This window comes from Shimia sp. FJ5 (genome assembly GCF_032918335.1).
Classification (GTDB): domain Bacteria; phylum Pseudomonadota; class Alphaproteobacteria; order Rhodobacterales; family Rhodobacteraceae; genus Shimia; species Shimia aestuarii_A.
In genome coordinates, this window is sequence record NZ_JAWJUV010000002.1 from 473,529 (window position 1) to 488,427 (window position 14,899).

The following is a 14,899-nucleotide window of genomic DNA, read 5'->3' on the forward strand; positions in this document are numbered from 1 at the left end:
GCGCGCCAGATGGAAATCGGGGCAGCAGGCGCATGGGCGGGGATCGGCAGGAAAGGGGCAAATGGTGGCAGTCAGGGAGAAAGCGGTTCACGCGGGGGGCGGCAAGGGGTAGAAGGCGCTGCAAAGAGAGATGGAGCCGTCCGATATGACCACACCGAAACCTGTCGTGCTTTGTATTCTCGACGGCTGGGGACTTAGCGAGACCACGAAGGCGAACGCGCCTGCACTGGCCAACACCCCGGTCTTCGATACGATGATGGCAGAGTGTCCCAATGCGACGTTGATCACGCACGGGCCGGATGTGGGCCTGCCGAGCGGGCAGATGGGCAATTCAGAAGTTGGCCACACCAATATCGGCGCGGGCCGCGTGGTGGCGATGGATCTTGGGCAGATTGATCTTGCGATCGAGGATGGGTCGTTCTTCGAGAACGCGGCGATCAAGGATTTCTGCGCCACGCTCAAGGCGAGCGGTGGCACGGCGCATTTCATGGGCATGATCTCGGATGGTGGCGTGCACGGCCATATCGAGCATATCCTCGCGGCGATGAAGGCAGTGACCGATGCGGGCGTGCCGGTTGCCCTGCACGCGATCACGGATGGGCGCGATGTGGCGCCGAAATCGGCCTATACCTATCTTGAGACGATGGCCGAGCGGATGCCGGAGGGGGCAAAGATCGTCACGATTTCGGGTCGCTACTTTGCGATGGACCGCGACAACCGCTGGGGCCGGGTCTCGGAAGCCTATAACGCCTGGGTCAAAGGCGAGGGCAATCATGCGGCGACAGCGGTCACGGCGGTCAGCAATGCGTATAACCGCTCGGAAAGCGACGAGTTCATCACGCCGACAGTGATCGGCGACTATGCCGGGGCACTGGATGGGGATGGGTTCTTCTGTCTCAATTTCCGGGCCGACCGGGCGCGGGAAATCCTTGCCGCCATCGGGCAGCCGGATTTCGACGGGTTCGACACTGGCAAGCGCCCGAATTGGGCCGCGCTTCTGGGTATGGTGGATTACTCGGAGGAGCACAGCACCTACATGACCACCGCCTACCCGAAACAGGAGATCGTCAACACGCTTGGCGAATGGGTGGCCAAGAAGGGGCTGCGTCAGTTCCACCTTGCCGAGACGGAGAAATATCCGCACGTCACTTTTTTCCTCAACGGCGGCAAGGAAGACCCGGAGCCGGGCGAGGATCGCTATATGGCGGCCTCGCCCAAGGTTGCGACCTATGACCTTCAGCCGGAGATGTCGGCAGAAGAAGTCACCGAGCATTTCGTGGGCGCGATCGAAGAGGGCTATGACCTTATCGTGACCAACTATGCCAACCCGGATATGGTCGGCCATACCGGCGATCTCAAGGCGGCGATGGCGGCGTGCGAAGCCGTGGATCAAGGGCTTGGCAAGGTGCGCGCGGCGCTTGAAAAGGCGGGCGGTGCGATGATCGTGACCGCCGATCACGGCAATTGCGAAACCATGGTGGACCCGGTGACGGGTGGGCCGCACACGGCGCATACGACGAACCCCGTGCCGGTGATCCTCGTGGGAGGACCGGAAGGCGCGACCTTGCGCAAGGGGCGGCTTGCCGACCTCGCGCCGTCGCTGCTTGACCTGATGGGGATCGACAAGCCCGCGGAGATGACCGGGGAGAGCCTGATCCTGCGATGAAACATCTCGCCGCCGCAGCTCTGATCGCCTTCGGGTTTGCAGGCTCTGCCACGGCAGAGGGTGGGGCGAGTCCGGCAGACGCAGCACGGGCGGCCGCGCAGAAGATCGAGACCGCATCGCTTGCCTTGCAAGAGGCGGGGGATGCACGCGATCGGGTCGCAGCCCTGACCGAGACGGTGCAGGGGTTCGAGGCCGGGTTGCAGGCAATGCGCGAAGGGTTGCGCCGGGCGGCGGCACGCGAGGCCCGGCTGCGTCGTGATCTCAAGCGCCGCGAGGGGGAGACGGCGCGTCTTCTTGGTGTGCTGCAATCGGTCGGGCGTGGCATGGGGCCGGGCGGTGGCCCGGTCATGCTTCTCCATCCGGATGGTCCGACGGGAACGGCACGGGCGGGAATGATCCTTGCCGACGTGACCCCGGCGCTCGAGGCAGGGGCGGCGCGCATTCGGGCTGACCTCGAAGAGATCGAGATTTTGCGCGCCTTGCAGGAAGACGCGGTGGAGGCCCTGCAGGATGGCCTGAGCGGTATTCAGACAGCGCGCACCGAGCTTTCGCAGGCCATCGCGGATCGCACCGATCTGCCACAGCGCTTTGCCGATGATCCGGTCAAAATCGCGCTTCTCATTGCATCGACGGAAACGCTCAATGGTTTTGCCAGCGGTCTCGTCGATATTCAGGAAACCGGAGAGAGCGCCGTGGTGCTTCCCGATCTGGATGCCCGCAAGGGCGAGCTTCCCTTGCCGGCGGAGGCGCAGGTGCTGCGCCGCGCGGGCGAAGCGGATGCGGCGGGCGTGCGCCGTCCGGGGCTTGTGCTCGCGACACGGCCCAGTGCGCTCGTGGTATCGCCGACTGCGGCGACGATCCGCTATCGCGGGCCGCTTCTCGACTATGGCAACGTGGTGATCCTCGAAGCGGAGCCGGGGCTGTTGTTCGTGCTTGCGGGCATGGAGGCGGTCTATGGCAATGCCGGTCAGGTGATCCCCGAGGGCACGCCCGTGGGTCTTATGGGCGGAAATGACCCGGAAATCGGGGCAATCCTTTCACAGGTCAGTGATGGCTCTGGTCAAGAACGGACAGAAACGCTCTATATAGAAGTCAGACAAGGCAAGACCACCGTGGACCCGGAAACGTGGTTCCGGACAGACAAGGATGAACTATAGATGAAGAAATTTGTCATTGCCGCGCTGGGTGGCACTCTCACGGGCGCGCTCTTTGCCATGCAGGTGGCCGGGCCGCTTCTTGCGCAGGAGAGCGCAAAGACCAGCAACGTCTATGAGCAGCTTGACCTGTTCGGCGATATTTTCGAGCGCATCCGTGCGCAATATGTTGAAGAGGTCGACGAAGCGGACCTGATCGAAGCGGCGATCAACGGCATGCTGACCTCGCTTGATCCGCATTCCTCCTACCTGTCGCCGGAAGATGCCGCGGATATGCGGGTGCAAACCCGTGGCGAGTTCGGCGGGCTTGGCATTGAGGTCACGCAGGAAGACGGGTTCGTGAAGGTCGTCTCTCCGATTGATGGCACCCCGGCGGATGCCGCGGGGATCGAGGCGGGAGATTTCATCACCCATGTGGATGGGGAAAGCGTTTTGGGGATGAACCTTGACGAGGCCGTCGAGTTGATGCGTGGCCCGGTGGGATCGGAGATCGTCATCACCGTTGTGCGCGAAGGCGAGGCAGAGCCGTTCGATGTGTCGATCATCCGCGACACGATCAAGCTGACCGCTGTGCGGTCGCGCACCGAGGGCGATTCGGTGGTGCTTCGGATTACCACCTTCAACGACCAGACCACGCCGAACCTCGAGTCGGGCTTTGCCGAACAGGTCGAGGCGCTTGGTGGGATGGACAACGTCAACGGCATTGTGCTCGACCTTCGCAACAACCCCGGTGGTTTGCTGACCGAGGCGATCAAGGTCTCGGATGCCTTCCTCGAGAAGGGCGAGATCGTGTCGACCCGTGGTCGCAACCCCGCCGATGGCGACCGGTTCAACGCGACGCCGGGCGATCTTTCGGATGGCAAGCCGATCGTGGTTCTCATCAATGGCGGTTCGGCCTCGGCCTCGGAGATCGTTGCCGGTGCGCTTCAGGATCATCGTCGTGCGATCGTGGTCGGGACGAAATCTTTCGGCAAGGGCTCGGTCCAGACGGTGATGCCGCTTCGGGGTGATGGGGCGATGCGCCTGACCACGGCGCGCTATTACACGCCTTCGGGCCGGTCGATCCAGGCGCTTGGCGTGTCGCCCGATATCGTCGTTGCGCAGCCGCGCCGCAAGGACGCGAGCGAGGAAGAAGAGGATACGACCAAGCGGCGTTTCCGGTCGGAAGCGGACCTGCGGGGCAGCCTCGACAATGACAGCCTGACCGAAGACCAAATCCGCCAGATCGAGGCCGACCGCGCCAAGGCCGAGAAGGCCGCGAAGCTGCGCGAAGAGGACTATCAGCTCGCCTATGCGATCGACATCCTCAAAGGCCTTTCGAAGCTCGGCCCGGAGCAGTAAGCCCTGGCCAAATTACAGGGAGAGGGCGGGGATTTCCCCGCCCTTTTCATATGGTGCAGGGGCGCTGCCCCTCTTGCCTGCCACGGCAGGCAATTCACCCCGGGATATTTTTGGCAAGAGAAAGAGAGCGTGGCGGAAAGGCGAATTGCCTGACGGGCGCGGCTTGGGTAGGTGTTGGGCTGTGCCAACCCGGAGATGTGCCATGACCCCTGAAGAGATCGCCAAACTGCCCTATCGCCGCAACGTGGGCGTGATGCTCGTCAATGCCGAGGGGCATGCCTTTGTCGGCCAGCGGCTCGATAGCGAGGTGCCGGCCTGGCAAATGCCGCAGGGTGGGATCGATAAGGGCGAAAGCCCGAAGGAGGCGGCGCTGCGCGAGTTGGAGGAAGAGACCGGGGTGTCGGCGTCGTTGGTCACGGTTGAAGGGGAAACCGAGGGGTGGATTTCCTATGACCTGCCTGCCGATATCGTGCCGCGCATCTGGAAGGGGCGCTACAAGGGGCAGGAGCAGAAATGGTTCTTGCTGCGCTTTCACGGGACGGATCAGGACGTCAATATCGAGGTCGAGCATCCCGAGTTCTCGGAGTGGCGCTGGCTCCCGGTGGACGAGTTGATCGACAATATCGTGCCGTTCAAACGTGGCGTCTATGAGCAGGTCGTGGCGGCCTTTGCAGGCCGCCTCTAGGTTTTACGCCGCAAAGAGCCGGGTCTGGTAGCACGTGTCATGCGGCACCGCGAGCCATTGCGCCTCGGGGTTGCGGGCGGCCTGTGCGGCGGAAATCTCCACATCATCAAAGCCCGCGCGCAGGGCGGCGCGGAATTGATCGACAAGGACATGGCCGCGGGCGCGGACATGCCCTTTGAAGCCGAGCGTGCGCAGGGCGGCGGCGTGGGAAAAGCCGCGCCCATCTGCTGAGCTTGCGAAGGGGATGACCACAAGCGCGAGCGTCGAGAGATGGGGCTCGAGCGCGGACGGGTTGGCATCGACAGGCAACAGCACTGCGCCGCCGCCTGTATACTCCTCAAGCGTCGGGATGTTCGTTCCGGCAAAGCGGTCTTCGACAAAGCCTTCGCGGGTGATGATCTGGGTGGTCTCGGTCATCCGGCTTTCCTTTCGATACGTCCGTCCGGGGTGATGTGAATGCCGCATTCCTGGCGGTCTTCCTGACGCCAGCGCCCGGCGCGGGAGTCTTCGCCCGGTGCCACGGGAGTGGTGCAGGGGGCGCAGCCGATGGAGGGGAAGCCCTTGGCGACAAGCGGGTGACGCGGCAGGTCGTGGCGGTCGAGATAGGCGGCGATGTCCGCCGGGGTCCAAGCCGCGAGCGGGTTCACCTTGATCAGACCGTCTGTATCCACCTCGAAGGCGCGCATGGCGGCGCGCTGGCCGGTCTGGAACCGTTTGCGGCCAGAGATCGACGCGGTGAAAGGGCCGAGCGCGTCGCGCAGCGGTACGACCTTGCGCAGGTCGCAGCAGGCGGTGCTATCGCTCTTGTTGAGCGTACCGTCAGGATCGGCCGCGGCGACGGCTTCCGGCGCTGGGGTGATCCGGCGCACATCCGTCAGGCCGAGATGCTCGGAGAGATCTTGTTGATAGGCGATGGTCTCGGGGAAGAGCATCAGCGTATCGAGCATCAGGACCGGCACGGAAGGGTCGAGTGCGGACAGCATGTGCAAGAGCACAGCGGAATCCGCCCCGAAGGAGGACACCATTGCGATCTCTCCGTCGAAGCGATCCAGCGCCACGGCGAGGATCGTTTCGGCAGAGGCGTCACCAAAGCGCGTGTTGAGCCGCGCGGTGGGCAGGGCGTCATGCGGCCTTGGCATGTGCATCTCCATAAAGGGCGTCCTTAAACGGTGCGAGACCGAGACGGCGGTAGGCAGCGAGGAAGGTTTCCTCGGGCGAGAGGCGCTGGTCGAGATAGGCCTCGATCAGGCGCTCTACGGCGGGCACGATCTCGTCATAGGCAAATCCGGGGCCGGTGCGCGTTCCGACGGCCGCCTCTTCGGTTCCGTCTCCGCCGAGCGTGATCTGGTAGTTCTCCACGCCGGCCCGGTCGAGGCCGAGAATGCCGATATGTCCGACATGGTGATGGCCACAGGCGTTGATGCAGCCCGAGATCTTGATCTTGAGCGGACCGATATCATGCTGGGCGTCGAGGTCTGAAAAGGCCTCGCCGATTTGCTGGGCGATGGGGATCGAGCGCGCGGTTGCGAGCGCGCAGTAATCCATGCCCGGGCAGGCGATGATATCCGAGATCAGCCCGACATTGGCCGTTGCCAGCCCTGCGGCGCGCAGGGCGTCATAGACGGCGGGCAGGTCGGCGCGGTGCACATGTGGCAGGATCACGTTTTGCTCGTGGCTGATGCGCAATTCGTCATAGCCGTAGGCTTCAGCGATATCCGCCAGCGCGCGCATCTGGTCCGAGGTCGCATCGCCGGGCGTGCCGCCGATGGGTTTGATCGAAACCGTGACGCTCGCATGATCGGCGCGCGCGTGGTCGCGGGCGTTGGTGTCTAGGAAGGCGCGCAAAGCGGGCGATTGCGCTTTGTTAGGGTCGAAATCAGTGTCTTTGAACGCCGGTGTCACAAAGCTCGCGCGGACGTTGGCAACGACCTCGGGGTTGAGGTCGGGTAGCAGGCGCTTCTGGGTTGCGAACTCGGTCTCGATCCGGGACTTCAGCTCTTCCAGCCCGGTCTCGTGGACGAGGATCTTGATCCGCGCTTTATACTTGTTATCGCGGCGGCCCGAGAGGTTATAGACCTTCAGGATCGCCTCGAGATAGGCGAAGAGATCGGCGCGCGGCAGGAACTCGCGCACCACCTTGCCGATCATCGGCGTGCGGCCAAGTCCACCGCCAATCACGATCTGATAGCCGACTTCGCCATCTTGTTCGCGCACGCGGATGCCGATGTCGTGAAAGCGGATCACGGCGCGGTCTTCCTCGGTGCCGGTCACGGCGAGTTTGAATTTGCGCGGGAGATAGGCGAACTCCGGGTGATCGGTCGACCATTGGCGGATCAGTTCGGCGGTGATGCGCGGATCTTCGACCTCGTCCGGCGTCGCGCCGGCGAAGTGATCGGCGGTCACGTTGCGAATGCAGTTCCCCGAGGTTTGGATTGCGTGCATATTCACATCGGCCAGCGCGTCGAGCATGTCCGGCACATCCGAAAGCTTGGGCCAGTTGAACTGAATGTTCTGGCGGGTGGTGAAGTGGCCATAGCCCTTGTCCCAACGATCTGCGATCTCGGCGAGCTTGCGCATTTGCGCCGAACGCAGGGAGCCATAGGGGATCGCCACACGCAGCATGTAAGCGTGAAGCTGCAGGTAGAGGCCGTTCATCAGGCGCAGCGGTTTGAATTCATCCTCGGTCAGAGAGCCATCTATGCGGCGCTCGACCTGATCGCGGAACTCGGCGACGCGGGCGCGCAGGAAATTGCGGTCGAAATCGGTATAGATATACATCAGTCTGCCTGCTTTCCGTGGAAGTAGTTGGAGGGGCCGCGGGTGCGGAATTCCTCGCGGAAGTGGGTTGGGATCGGGCGGCCGTCGACAAGCGCGGCGTCAGCGAGATAGACGCCAACGGTCAGGTGGGGTTCCTGCGAGGCACGCTCGAGAAGCGCGTTGGCCTCCTCCTCTGTCGTGGCGACTGCGGCATCCGTGTGTTCACGGCTCCAGCCGGGATCGGTGAAGTAGATCACGTCCCCTTCGATCAGGTGATTTGTGGTGGCGACTTTGGGGCTAAAGGGACGGGGCATCAGAGGGCCTCCTTCAAAGCGATGGCGGTGGCGTCGCGCGGGGCGAGGCCGAGCATGAGAACCGCAGGGCCGGTCACGGCGTCGAGTGCTTCGGGCAGCGACAGGAGCGTCGTCGGCAGGATGCGTTGATCCGGGCGCGAGGCGTTCTCGACGATGGTCACAGGTGTTGCGTCTTCGGCGCCGTGCATGAGCAGTCGGCCCCGGAGGTAGGTGGCGGCGGATTTGCCCATGTAGATTGCGGCAACGGCGCCGGGTTCGGCCAGCGTGCGCCAGTCCTGATCCGCATATCCCTCGGTGTCATGACCGGTGATGATGCGCAGACCGGTGTTGCGTCCGCGTTTGGTCAGGCTTGCCTTGAGGGTTGCAGCGGCGGCGACAGAAGCCGTGATGCCGGGGGTGATGGTAAACGCGATGCCCGCGGCGTCGAGCGCGTCCATCTCTTCGTCGAGGCGGCCGAAGATGCCGCTATCGCCGGACTTGAGGCGCACGACACGCGCGTTCTTGCCGCGGGCGACAAGGAGGGCGTTGATGTCCTCTTGTTTCCACGAGGGGCCAAAGGCGGTCTTGCCGGTCTCGATGATCTCGGCCGCCGGGTTGGCGAGCGCGATGATCGGCGCGGGCACGAGGCGGTCATGAATGACGACCTCGGCTTCGCTCAGGAGCGTATGGGCGCGCATGGTCAGCAGTTCGGGATCACCGGGGCCAGCGCCGATGAAGAAGACATGGCCCTGTTTGGCGTTCTGCTCGGTGCCCTGCGTGACGTCCGTGCCGATCCCGGCATCTGCGCCAATGCGTGCAGCGGCAGCGTCTCCGGCGGGATTGCCGGTTGCAAGGATCAGCCCGGCGGCCCGATTTGCGTCGGCGCGGGTCAGGGCGCGGGGGATATGCGACAGCGCACCCGCCTCGGCCCAAGCGACAATCTGCGGTGCCGGGTTGGGGCCGAAGACGCGCAGGCGCGGACCGGTGCCGACACGACCGCGCAGCGCCTTGACGGCACAGTCACCGGCCCCGGCAACGAGGATGGTCTGACCGGGGATGCCGGTGCGGTTCTGGGACTCGGTCATGGCGGGCTCCGTGGGTTGAGAATTGGAAATTCGCTCGCTTTGAAGGAAAATGTGGACGGATGTTCCGGATTTGCAATTCCGGATCCTGCTGGTATGAACAGTATTCCAAATGCCGCCTCGAGGCGGAGTGCTGTTCAGGGGGTGCCATGAGCCGGGGAACGCCAGACATCGACGATGACGACCGGAAAATCCTGCGCGAAGTGCAAAAGGATACCAACCGCTCGCTCGAGCGAATCGCGACGAAGGTCGGATTGTCCAAAACCACCGTTTGGAACCGGCTTCAGCGGATGATGCAGAACGGCACGATCCTGCGCCAGGCGGCGATCTTGGACCCGCGGAAAATCGGGCTTCGGGAGACGTTTTTCGTCAGTATCCGAACCTCGGCACATGACGCGGCGTGGCTTGATGCGTTCCGCGCTGCAATCGAAGAAATGCCCGAAATTACAGAGGCTCACAGGCTTGCCGGGACGACGGATTACATCCTCAAGGTGCAGGTCGAATCCACCGAGGCGTTCGATGCGTTTTACAAGACCTTGGTGTCGCGCGTGGCGATCTATGACGTGTCCTCGAGCCTGTCGATGGAAGAGATGAAACACGCGCTCGAACTCAAGGTCTGAGCCGCACCGCGCGCCTTTCGGAATCAATGAAAATCCCGGCTCGGGAAGAGGCGTTTGGCCTGTTCGCGGGGGTGTCTTGCGGTGGGTTTCTGGCGCGGTCTCGGGGCGTCATCGGCCTGCGGCTGGGTCAGGCCGATTGCGTCATCGAGCGGGTGGCCAAGCTCGGACAATTTGCGGGATAAATCCTCGATATGGTCGGCGATGAGATGCACGACGATGCCTTCGCGTTCGAGATGTCCCGTCACGCGCAGGAGCCGCCCGCCCATGACGCTGCGACGGAAACGCTCGTAAACCTTGGGCCAGACCACGACATTGGAGACGCCGGTTTCATCCTCGAGCGTGAGGAAGATCACGCCCGAGGCCGTGCCGGGGCGTTGCCGGGTGATGACGAGGCCGCAGACCGTGGTGCGCCGGAGCGGCGCGGTGGGCAGGCGATCATGTGGCGTCAGGCCCGGAATCGAAGGGCGCAAAAGCTCCATCGGGTGGGCGCGCAGCGTGAGGCGCAGGGCGACGTAATCCTCGACCACCTCTTCGCCCAGATGCATGCCGGGCAGGTGCATGTCCGGCTCGTGGATGCCCTCGCCATCCATCGGATCGGAGAAGAGCGGCAGCGGTTTCGGGGCGCGGATCGCACGCACCTGCCAGAGTGCGTCGCGCCGGGTCAGGCCCATGCCGATGAAGGCATCGGCCTCGGCCAGACGTTCGAGGACGGAGGGAGATACGCCCGCGCGCAGCCAGACGCTCTCGGGGTCTTGATAGCCATTGCCGCGCGCCGCGCTGATCCATCCGGCGTCTTCTTCGCGAAAGCCCTTGATCTGGCGAAAGCCGAGCCGGAGGACGAGTGCGCCATCGGCGCGGCGTTCGAGGGCATTGTCCCAGTCGGAGCGGTTGACGCAGACGGGACGCACCTCGACTCCGTGGTCACGCAGGTCGCGCACGATCTGGGCCGGGGCATAAAAACCCATCGGCTGGGAGTTCAGCAGGGCGCAGGCAAAGATCGCCGGGTGATGGCATTTGAGCCATGAGGAGACATAGGTCAGCATGGCAAAGGCGGCGGCATGGCTTTCGGGAAAGCCGTAATCGGCAAAACCTTCGATCTGGGAAAAGCAGGCCTCGGCCACGTCCCTTGCGTAGCCGTTGTCCATCATGCCCCGCACGAAACGGTCGCGGTGTTCGCCGATGGTTCCCATGCGCCGGAACGAGGCCAGAGAGCGGCGCAGCTTGTCGGCCTCTTCTGCGGTATAACCCGCGCCCACGACAGCGATCTGCATCGCTTGTTCCTGAAACAGGGGCACGCCGAGGGTCTTGCGCGTCACCTCTTCGAGAGCGGGGCCGAAGGGTTCGGGCGCCTCTAACCCCTGTCGCCGTCGGATATAGGGTTTGACCATGCCGCCTTGGATCGGGCCGGGGCGGACGATGGCGACCTCGATCACGAGGTCATAGAAGGTCGCGGGTTTCATGCGGGGCAGGAAATTCATCTGGGCCCGACTTTCGACCTGAAACACGCCCACGGCGTCGGCGCGTTGCAGCATGTCATAGGTCGCCTTGTCCTCTTGCGGCACGGTGTCGAGGGAGAGCGCGGTCTGTTCGTGCTCGGCCAGAAGCGCAAAGCTCTTGCGCAGACAGGTCAGCATCCCGAGCGAGAGGATGTCGACCTTGAGGATGCCGAGGGCGTCGATATCGTCCTTGTCCCATTCGATCACGGTGCGCCCCTCCATCGCGGCGTTCTCAATCGGGCAAAGCTCGTCGAGCCGTCCGCGGGTGATGATGAAGCCGCCGACATGCTGGCTCAGGTGGCGGGGAAAGCCGATGATCTCGCCGATGAGGGCGATGGTCTGGGCAAGGCGCTTGTCCTTGGGGTCGAGGCCAAGCTCGCGGGCGCGTTCCATGTCGGCGCCGGAATTGGTCAGCCCCCAGATATCCGCCGAAAGCCGCGCGGTGAGGTCCTGCGAGAGGCCCATGACCTTGCCGACCTCGCGGATCGCGGCGCGGGTGCGAAAATGGATCACCGTGGCGCAAAGTCCGGCGCGTTCGCGACCATATTTCTCGTAAATCCACTGGATCACCTCTTCGCGGCGTTCATGTTCGAAATCCACGTCGATATCGGGCGGCTCTCCCCGGTGGCGCGAGATGAAACGCTCGAAAACCATGCCGATTACGTCGGGGCCGACATCGGTAATGCCGAGGAGGTAGCAGAGGATGGAATTGGCCGCAGAGCCGCGCCCCTGACAGAGGATGCCGCGCGCGCGGGCCTCGGCCACGATGTCATGGACGGTGAGGAAATAGGGGGCGTAGCCAAGCTCCGCGACGAGGTTTAGTTCCTTCGTCATCAAGGCGTGGACCCGCGCCGAAGCCCCGTCCGGGTAGCGTCGCCGCAGCCCCTCGCCGGTCAGCCGCTCGAGCCGGGCCTGTGGGGTTTCGCCCTCGGACATCTCGTCGGGATATTCATAGCTCAATTCCGAGAGGTCAAAGCCACAGCGCGCCGCGATCTCAAGGCTGCGCCGGAGGGCGGCCGGGTGGCGATGGTAGAGGCGGGTCATGTCGGGCGCGCCCTTGAGGCGGCGTTCGGCATTGGGCAGGGCGCGCGTGCCGATGCGGTCGATGGTCAGCCCCTCACGCAGGCAGGTCAGCACATCGGCGAGCTTGCGGCGCTTGCCGTGATGCATCAGCACGTCGCCCACGGCCACCATTGGTGTCGAACAGCGCAAGGCGAGGGCAGCACAGGCATCGAACCACGCCTGATCCGAGCCGTCATAGCGCGGAGGGGCCCCAAGAAAGACCTGACCCGGATAGCGCCGTTGCAGCCGCTCGAGCGGGGCGCGGGCCTCGCGCAGCCTGCGCGGTGGCAGGGCGATCAGGATCATCCCGGCACAGCCCGCCTCAAGATCGGCAAGGTCGAGGTGGCACTCGGCCTTTTCCGCCCGCCGCTTGCCAAGGGTCAGGAGGCGCGAGAGGCGATGATAGGCGGCGCGGTCCGTGGGCAGGGCGATCCACTCCACCGAGCAATCGCGCAGGGCAAGACGCGCGCCGACAATGAGTTTCGGCAGGCGGGGCGTGGCCGGGGCGGGCAGGTCTTGCGGTTGCCCGTAGGCCTGACGCGAGGAGGGGTCGATCTGATGCGAGGAGCGCACGCGCAAGGATTCGGCGGCCTCGTCGCGCAGAGTCTTGAGCGCGGAATAGGCCCGCACCACCCCGGCCAGCGAATTGCGGTCGGTGATGGCAAGCGCCTCAAGTCCGAGTTCCGCCGCGCGCAGCACCAATTCCTCGGGATGGGATGCGCCGGTGAGGAAGGTAAAATTCGAGGTGATGCAAAGCTCGGCATAGCTCATGCGAATTCCCCCTGCACAAACCAGCCGGGGTTCTGCGGCGTGTAAAAGAGCCAGAGGCGACGGCCCTCGCGCGTGTCGATCTTCCAGTAATCGCGCAGCCCCGAGCGCCACGCCTCGTCCGACATCCACCATTCGGGCGCGATCCGTTCCGGCCCGATGGCGCGCCCCGTGGTGAGCGTCATGCGCCGCCAGCGAAACCGCGCGGGTGGGCGGGGGCCGGTGGCGGCAATCGCTTCCGGGGGAAAGTGGCGCAAGGGGCGTGGACGCGGTGCGGACCAGCCGTTTTGTGGCGCGCTGAAGGCGGCGGGGGCGATGGAGAAGGCGCGCTCGGGGATATGGCTATCGGCGGGGAGGTAGCGTTGGACATTCTCCAGCCCGATGCGGGTTCCGATCCGCGTGATGAGATCGTTGAGTTGGTCGGGGGCGGCTTGGGCGCTGCCGATCTGCTGCACGGCGAGGGGTTCGACCTGCGTCGCCTCGAGGCGGATCTGGTCAATGCCAAAGCCCGCGTCGACCGCGTCCACGCCACGCCGGAACAGGGGCAATATCCGGTTTGGATCGCGCATCGGGGCGGCGAGGTGCAGTTCGACCTGCTGGCTCCCCTGATCGACGCGGCGCAGGGTCAGGCAGAGTTGGCGCGCGCCGGTCTCTTGGGTCATGAGCTTGTCGCAGAGCGGGGCGAGCAGGCGGGCGCAGACCCCCATGACATCTTCGGCAAGGCCGATCGGTTCGGGCAGGCTCATGCGGACGGCGTAATGCGGCGGCTCTTTCTCGGGGGTAACGGGTTCGGGGAGGAGCCCTGTCGCTTGGTCCAGCCGCTCCATCAGGGCGGGGCCAAAGCGCCGGGCAAGCGGGGCGCGGGCGGCGGTGGTCAGGTCGCCGATGCGGCGCAGGCCGAGGCGTTGCAGGCCGGTCACCGTTTTGTCGTCAAGGCGCAGGGCGGCGACGGGCAGGTCTTCGAGCCTGTCCTGCCCCGTGCCGAAATGCGCGAATGCCCATGCTGCGCCACGGTTGTCTGCGATCCCGAGGCGCAGGGTCAGCCCCGCACGGGTTGCGCGTGCCTGCATATCCGCGAGCATCTCCTCCTCGCCGCCCCAAAGATGGGTCGCGCCGGTGACGTCGAGGGCCAATCCGTCCACCCCTTCATGTCCGACCCATGGGCAATAGCGCAGCGCCCATCGGCGCAGGGCGGTGAGGAACTGCGCGTCGAGGTCGGGGCGCGCCGGTTGGCTTAGCAGGTCGGGACAGAAGGCGCGGGCATCGGCGAGGCTCATGCCGCGGGCAAGGTCGAGCCGTTCCGCCGCTGCGTTGAGGCAATAGAGACGGTCCGTATTGCTTTCCCTCAGGGTGAGGACGAAGGGGCCATCAACCGGGCGGGCGCGCAGAACCCGGTCGCTCGCCAGCCGGGGAAACCACATGCAGACGATGCGTTTCCTGATCCCATCGAACATTCCAGGCTCCATTTGTTCCCGATTTGTTCTTGATAATTTCCCAGCGCATCAGAGTCGAGTCTTCCCTGTGCGGATCGAAGCTCGGTGTCGCCTTCCAGCGGGTTTCGGAGGCGTTCGAACCCATGCCTTCGGGGATCAGGCAAAGCCCCGTGGCCCCGCCTGCTTTGGCCGCCAGTTGCAGCCGCCGTCCTTCGCGCAGGTCCAATGGCCGGGTGATCTCGATCACAACAAAGGGCAGCGCGCCGTCCTTTAGCGCCTCTTCTGCGACGGCGAGGCCATCGGTTTGATCCTTGGGGCGGGCAAGGAGCAGGCGAGAAGGGGCGAGGAAAGGCATCAGGCCGAGCGGGTGCAGAGTCTCGGGCAGCCAGCTCTCGCGGATCCAAAGCACCGTCCCGCGCGCGGCAATCGCCGCAAAGCTCACTGCCGCCGCGCCGCAGACCTCATGGACGCGGGCAGGACGGAGGGGAAAGGCACTGTTCAGATCGACTCGCATGGGCAAGAACGTAGAGCGAACACGCCAA

At 64.5% G+C, this 14,899-nt stretch carries 13 protein-coding genes; 5 read left to right on the forward strand and 8 right to left on the reverse strand.

Features of this window, described 5'->3' with window-relative positions; all coding sequences use genetic code 11:
• Positions 1 to 145: 145 nt before the first annotated feature.
• From gpmI to R1W01_RS08770, 4 genes are all read left to right on the forward strand, one after another.
• Complete coding sequence (gene gpmI / locus R1W01_RS08755; protein ID WP_317275197.1) at positions 146 to 1,666, forward strand: 2,3-bisphosphoglycerate-independent phosphoglycerate mutase; 1,521 nt, start codon at positions 146 to 148, stop codon at positions 1,664 to 1,666.
• Positions 1,663 to 2,823 (forward strand): murein hydrolase activator EnvC family protein, encoded by a 1,161-nt coding sequence (locus R1W01_RS08760; RefSeq protein ID WP_297754139.1) that lies wholly within the window; start codon positions 1,663 to 1,665, stop codon positions 2,821 to 2,823. The genes gpmI and R1W01_RS08760 overlap by 4 nt, the downstream gene beginning before the upstream one ends.
• A complete protein-coding gene (locus tag R1W01_RS08765; RefSeq protein WP_243611885.1) occupies positions 2,824 to 4,161 on the forward strand; it encodes a S41 family peptidase in 1,338 nt (445 codons plus the stop codon).
• A gap of 202 nt (positions 4,162 to 4,363) precedes the next feature.
• Positions 4,364 to 4,846: an RNA pyrophosphohydrolase gene (locus R1W01_RS08770; RefSeq protein WP_243611886.1), complete on the forward strand. Its 483-nt coding sequence runs from the start codon at positions 4,364 to 4,366 to the stop codon at positions 4,844 to 4,846.
• Between the two features lie 3 nt (positions 4,847 to 4,849).
• Here the strand turns inward: R1W01_RS08770 and R1W01_RS08775 are convergent, their stop codons facing one another.
• From R1W01_RS08775 to cobA, 5 genes are read right to left on the reverse strand one after another with little or no spacing between them, the layout of a single operon-like run.
• On the reverse strand, positions 4,850 to 5,263 hold the full coding sequence (locus R1W01_RS08775) for a DUF934 domain-containing protein (protein ID WP_297754134.1): 414 nt from the start codon (positions 5,261 to 5,263) through the stop codon (positions 4,850 to 4,852).
• On the reverse strand, positions 5,260 to 5,985 hold the full coding sequence (locus tag R1W01_RS08780; protein ID WP_243611888.1) for a phosphoadenylyl-sulfate reductase: 726 nt from the start codon (positions 5,983 to 5,985) through the stop codon (positions 5,260 to 5,262). Before R1W01_RS08780 ends, R1W01_RS08775 begins: the two co-directional genes overlap by 4 nt.
• Positions 5,969 to 7,624 carry a nitrite/sulfite reductase gene (locus tag R1W01_RS08785; protein ID WP_243611889.1) on the reverse strand — a complete coding sequence of 552 codons (1,656 nt, stop codon included), beginning with the start codon at positions 7,622 to 7,624 and terminating at the stop codon, positions 5,969 to 5,971. The genes R1W01_RS08780 and R1W01_RS08785 overlap by 17 nt, the downstream gene beginning before the upstream one ends.
• Positions 7,624 to 7,917 (reverse strand): DUF2849 domain-containing protein, encoded by a 294-nt coding sequence (locus R1W01_RS08790; protein WP_243611890.1) that lies wholly within the window; start codon positions 7,915 to 7,917, stop codon positions 7,624 to 7,626. The genes R1W01_RS08785 and R1W01_RS08790 overlap by 1 nt, the downstream gene beginning before the upstream one ends.
• Positions 7,917 to 8,981, reverse strand: a complete 1,065-nt coding sequence (gene cobA, locus R1W01_RS08795; protein WP_243611891.1) for a uroporphyrinogen-III C-methyltransferase — start codon at positions 8,979 to 8,981, stop codon at positions 7,917 to 7,919. Before cobA ends, R1W01_RS08790 begins: the two co-directional genes overlap by 1 nt.
• Before the next feature lie 146 nt (positions 8,982 to 9,127).
• Here cobA and R1W01_RS08800 point away from each other — a divergent pair, with 146 nt between their 5' ends.
• Entirely contained in the window at positions 9,128 to 9,598 is a 471-nt protein-coding gene (locus R1W01_RS08800) for an Lrp/AsnC family transcriptional regulator (RefSeq protein ID WP_243611892.1), read from the forward strand.
• A gap of 23 nt (positions 9,599 to 9,621) precedes the next feature.
• On the opposite strand, the gene R1W01_RS08805 is transcribed toward R1W01_RS08800, so the two are convergent.
• From R1W01_RS08805 to R1W01_RS08815, 3 genes are read right to left on the reverse strand one after another with little or no spacing between them, the layout of a single operon-like run.
• Positions 9,622 to 12,927, reverse strand: coding sequence for an error-prone DNA polymerase (locus R1W01_RS08805; protein WP_297754124.1), 3,306 nt, complete (start codon positions 12,925 to 12,927; stop codon positions 9,622 to 9,624).
• Positions 12,924 to 14,378 carry a Y-family DNA polymerase gene (locus R1W01_RS08810; RefSeq protein WP_297754121.1) on the reverse strand — a complete coding sequence of 485 codons (1,455 nt, stop codon included), beginning with the start codon at positions 14,376 to 14,378 and terminating at the stop codon, positions 12,924 to 12,926. The genes R1W01_RS08805 and R1W01_RS08810 overlap by 4 nt, the downstream gene beginning before the upstream one ends.
• Positions 14,293 to 14,871, reverse strand: coding sequence for an ImuA family protein (locus tag R1W01_RS08815; RefSeq protein ID WP_243611895.1), 579 nt, complete (start codon positions 14,869 to 14,871; stop codon positions 14,293 to 14,295). The genes R1W01_RS08810 and R1W01_RS08815 overlap by 86 nt, the downstream gene beginning before the upstream one ends.
• Between the last annotated feature and the right edge of the window lie 28 nt (positions 14,872 to 14,899).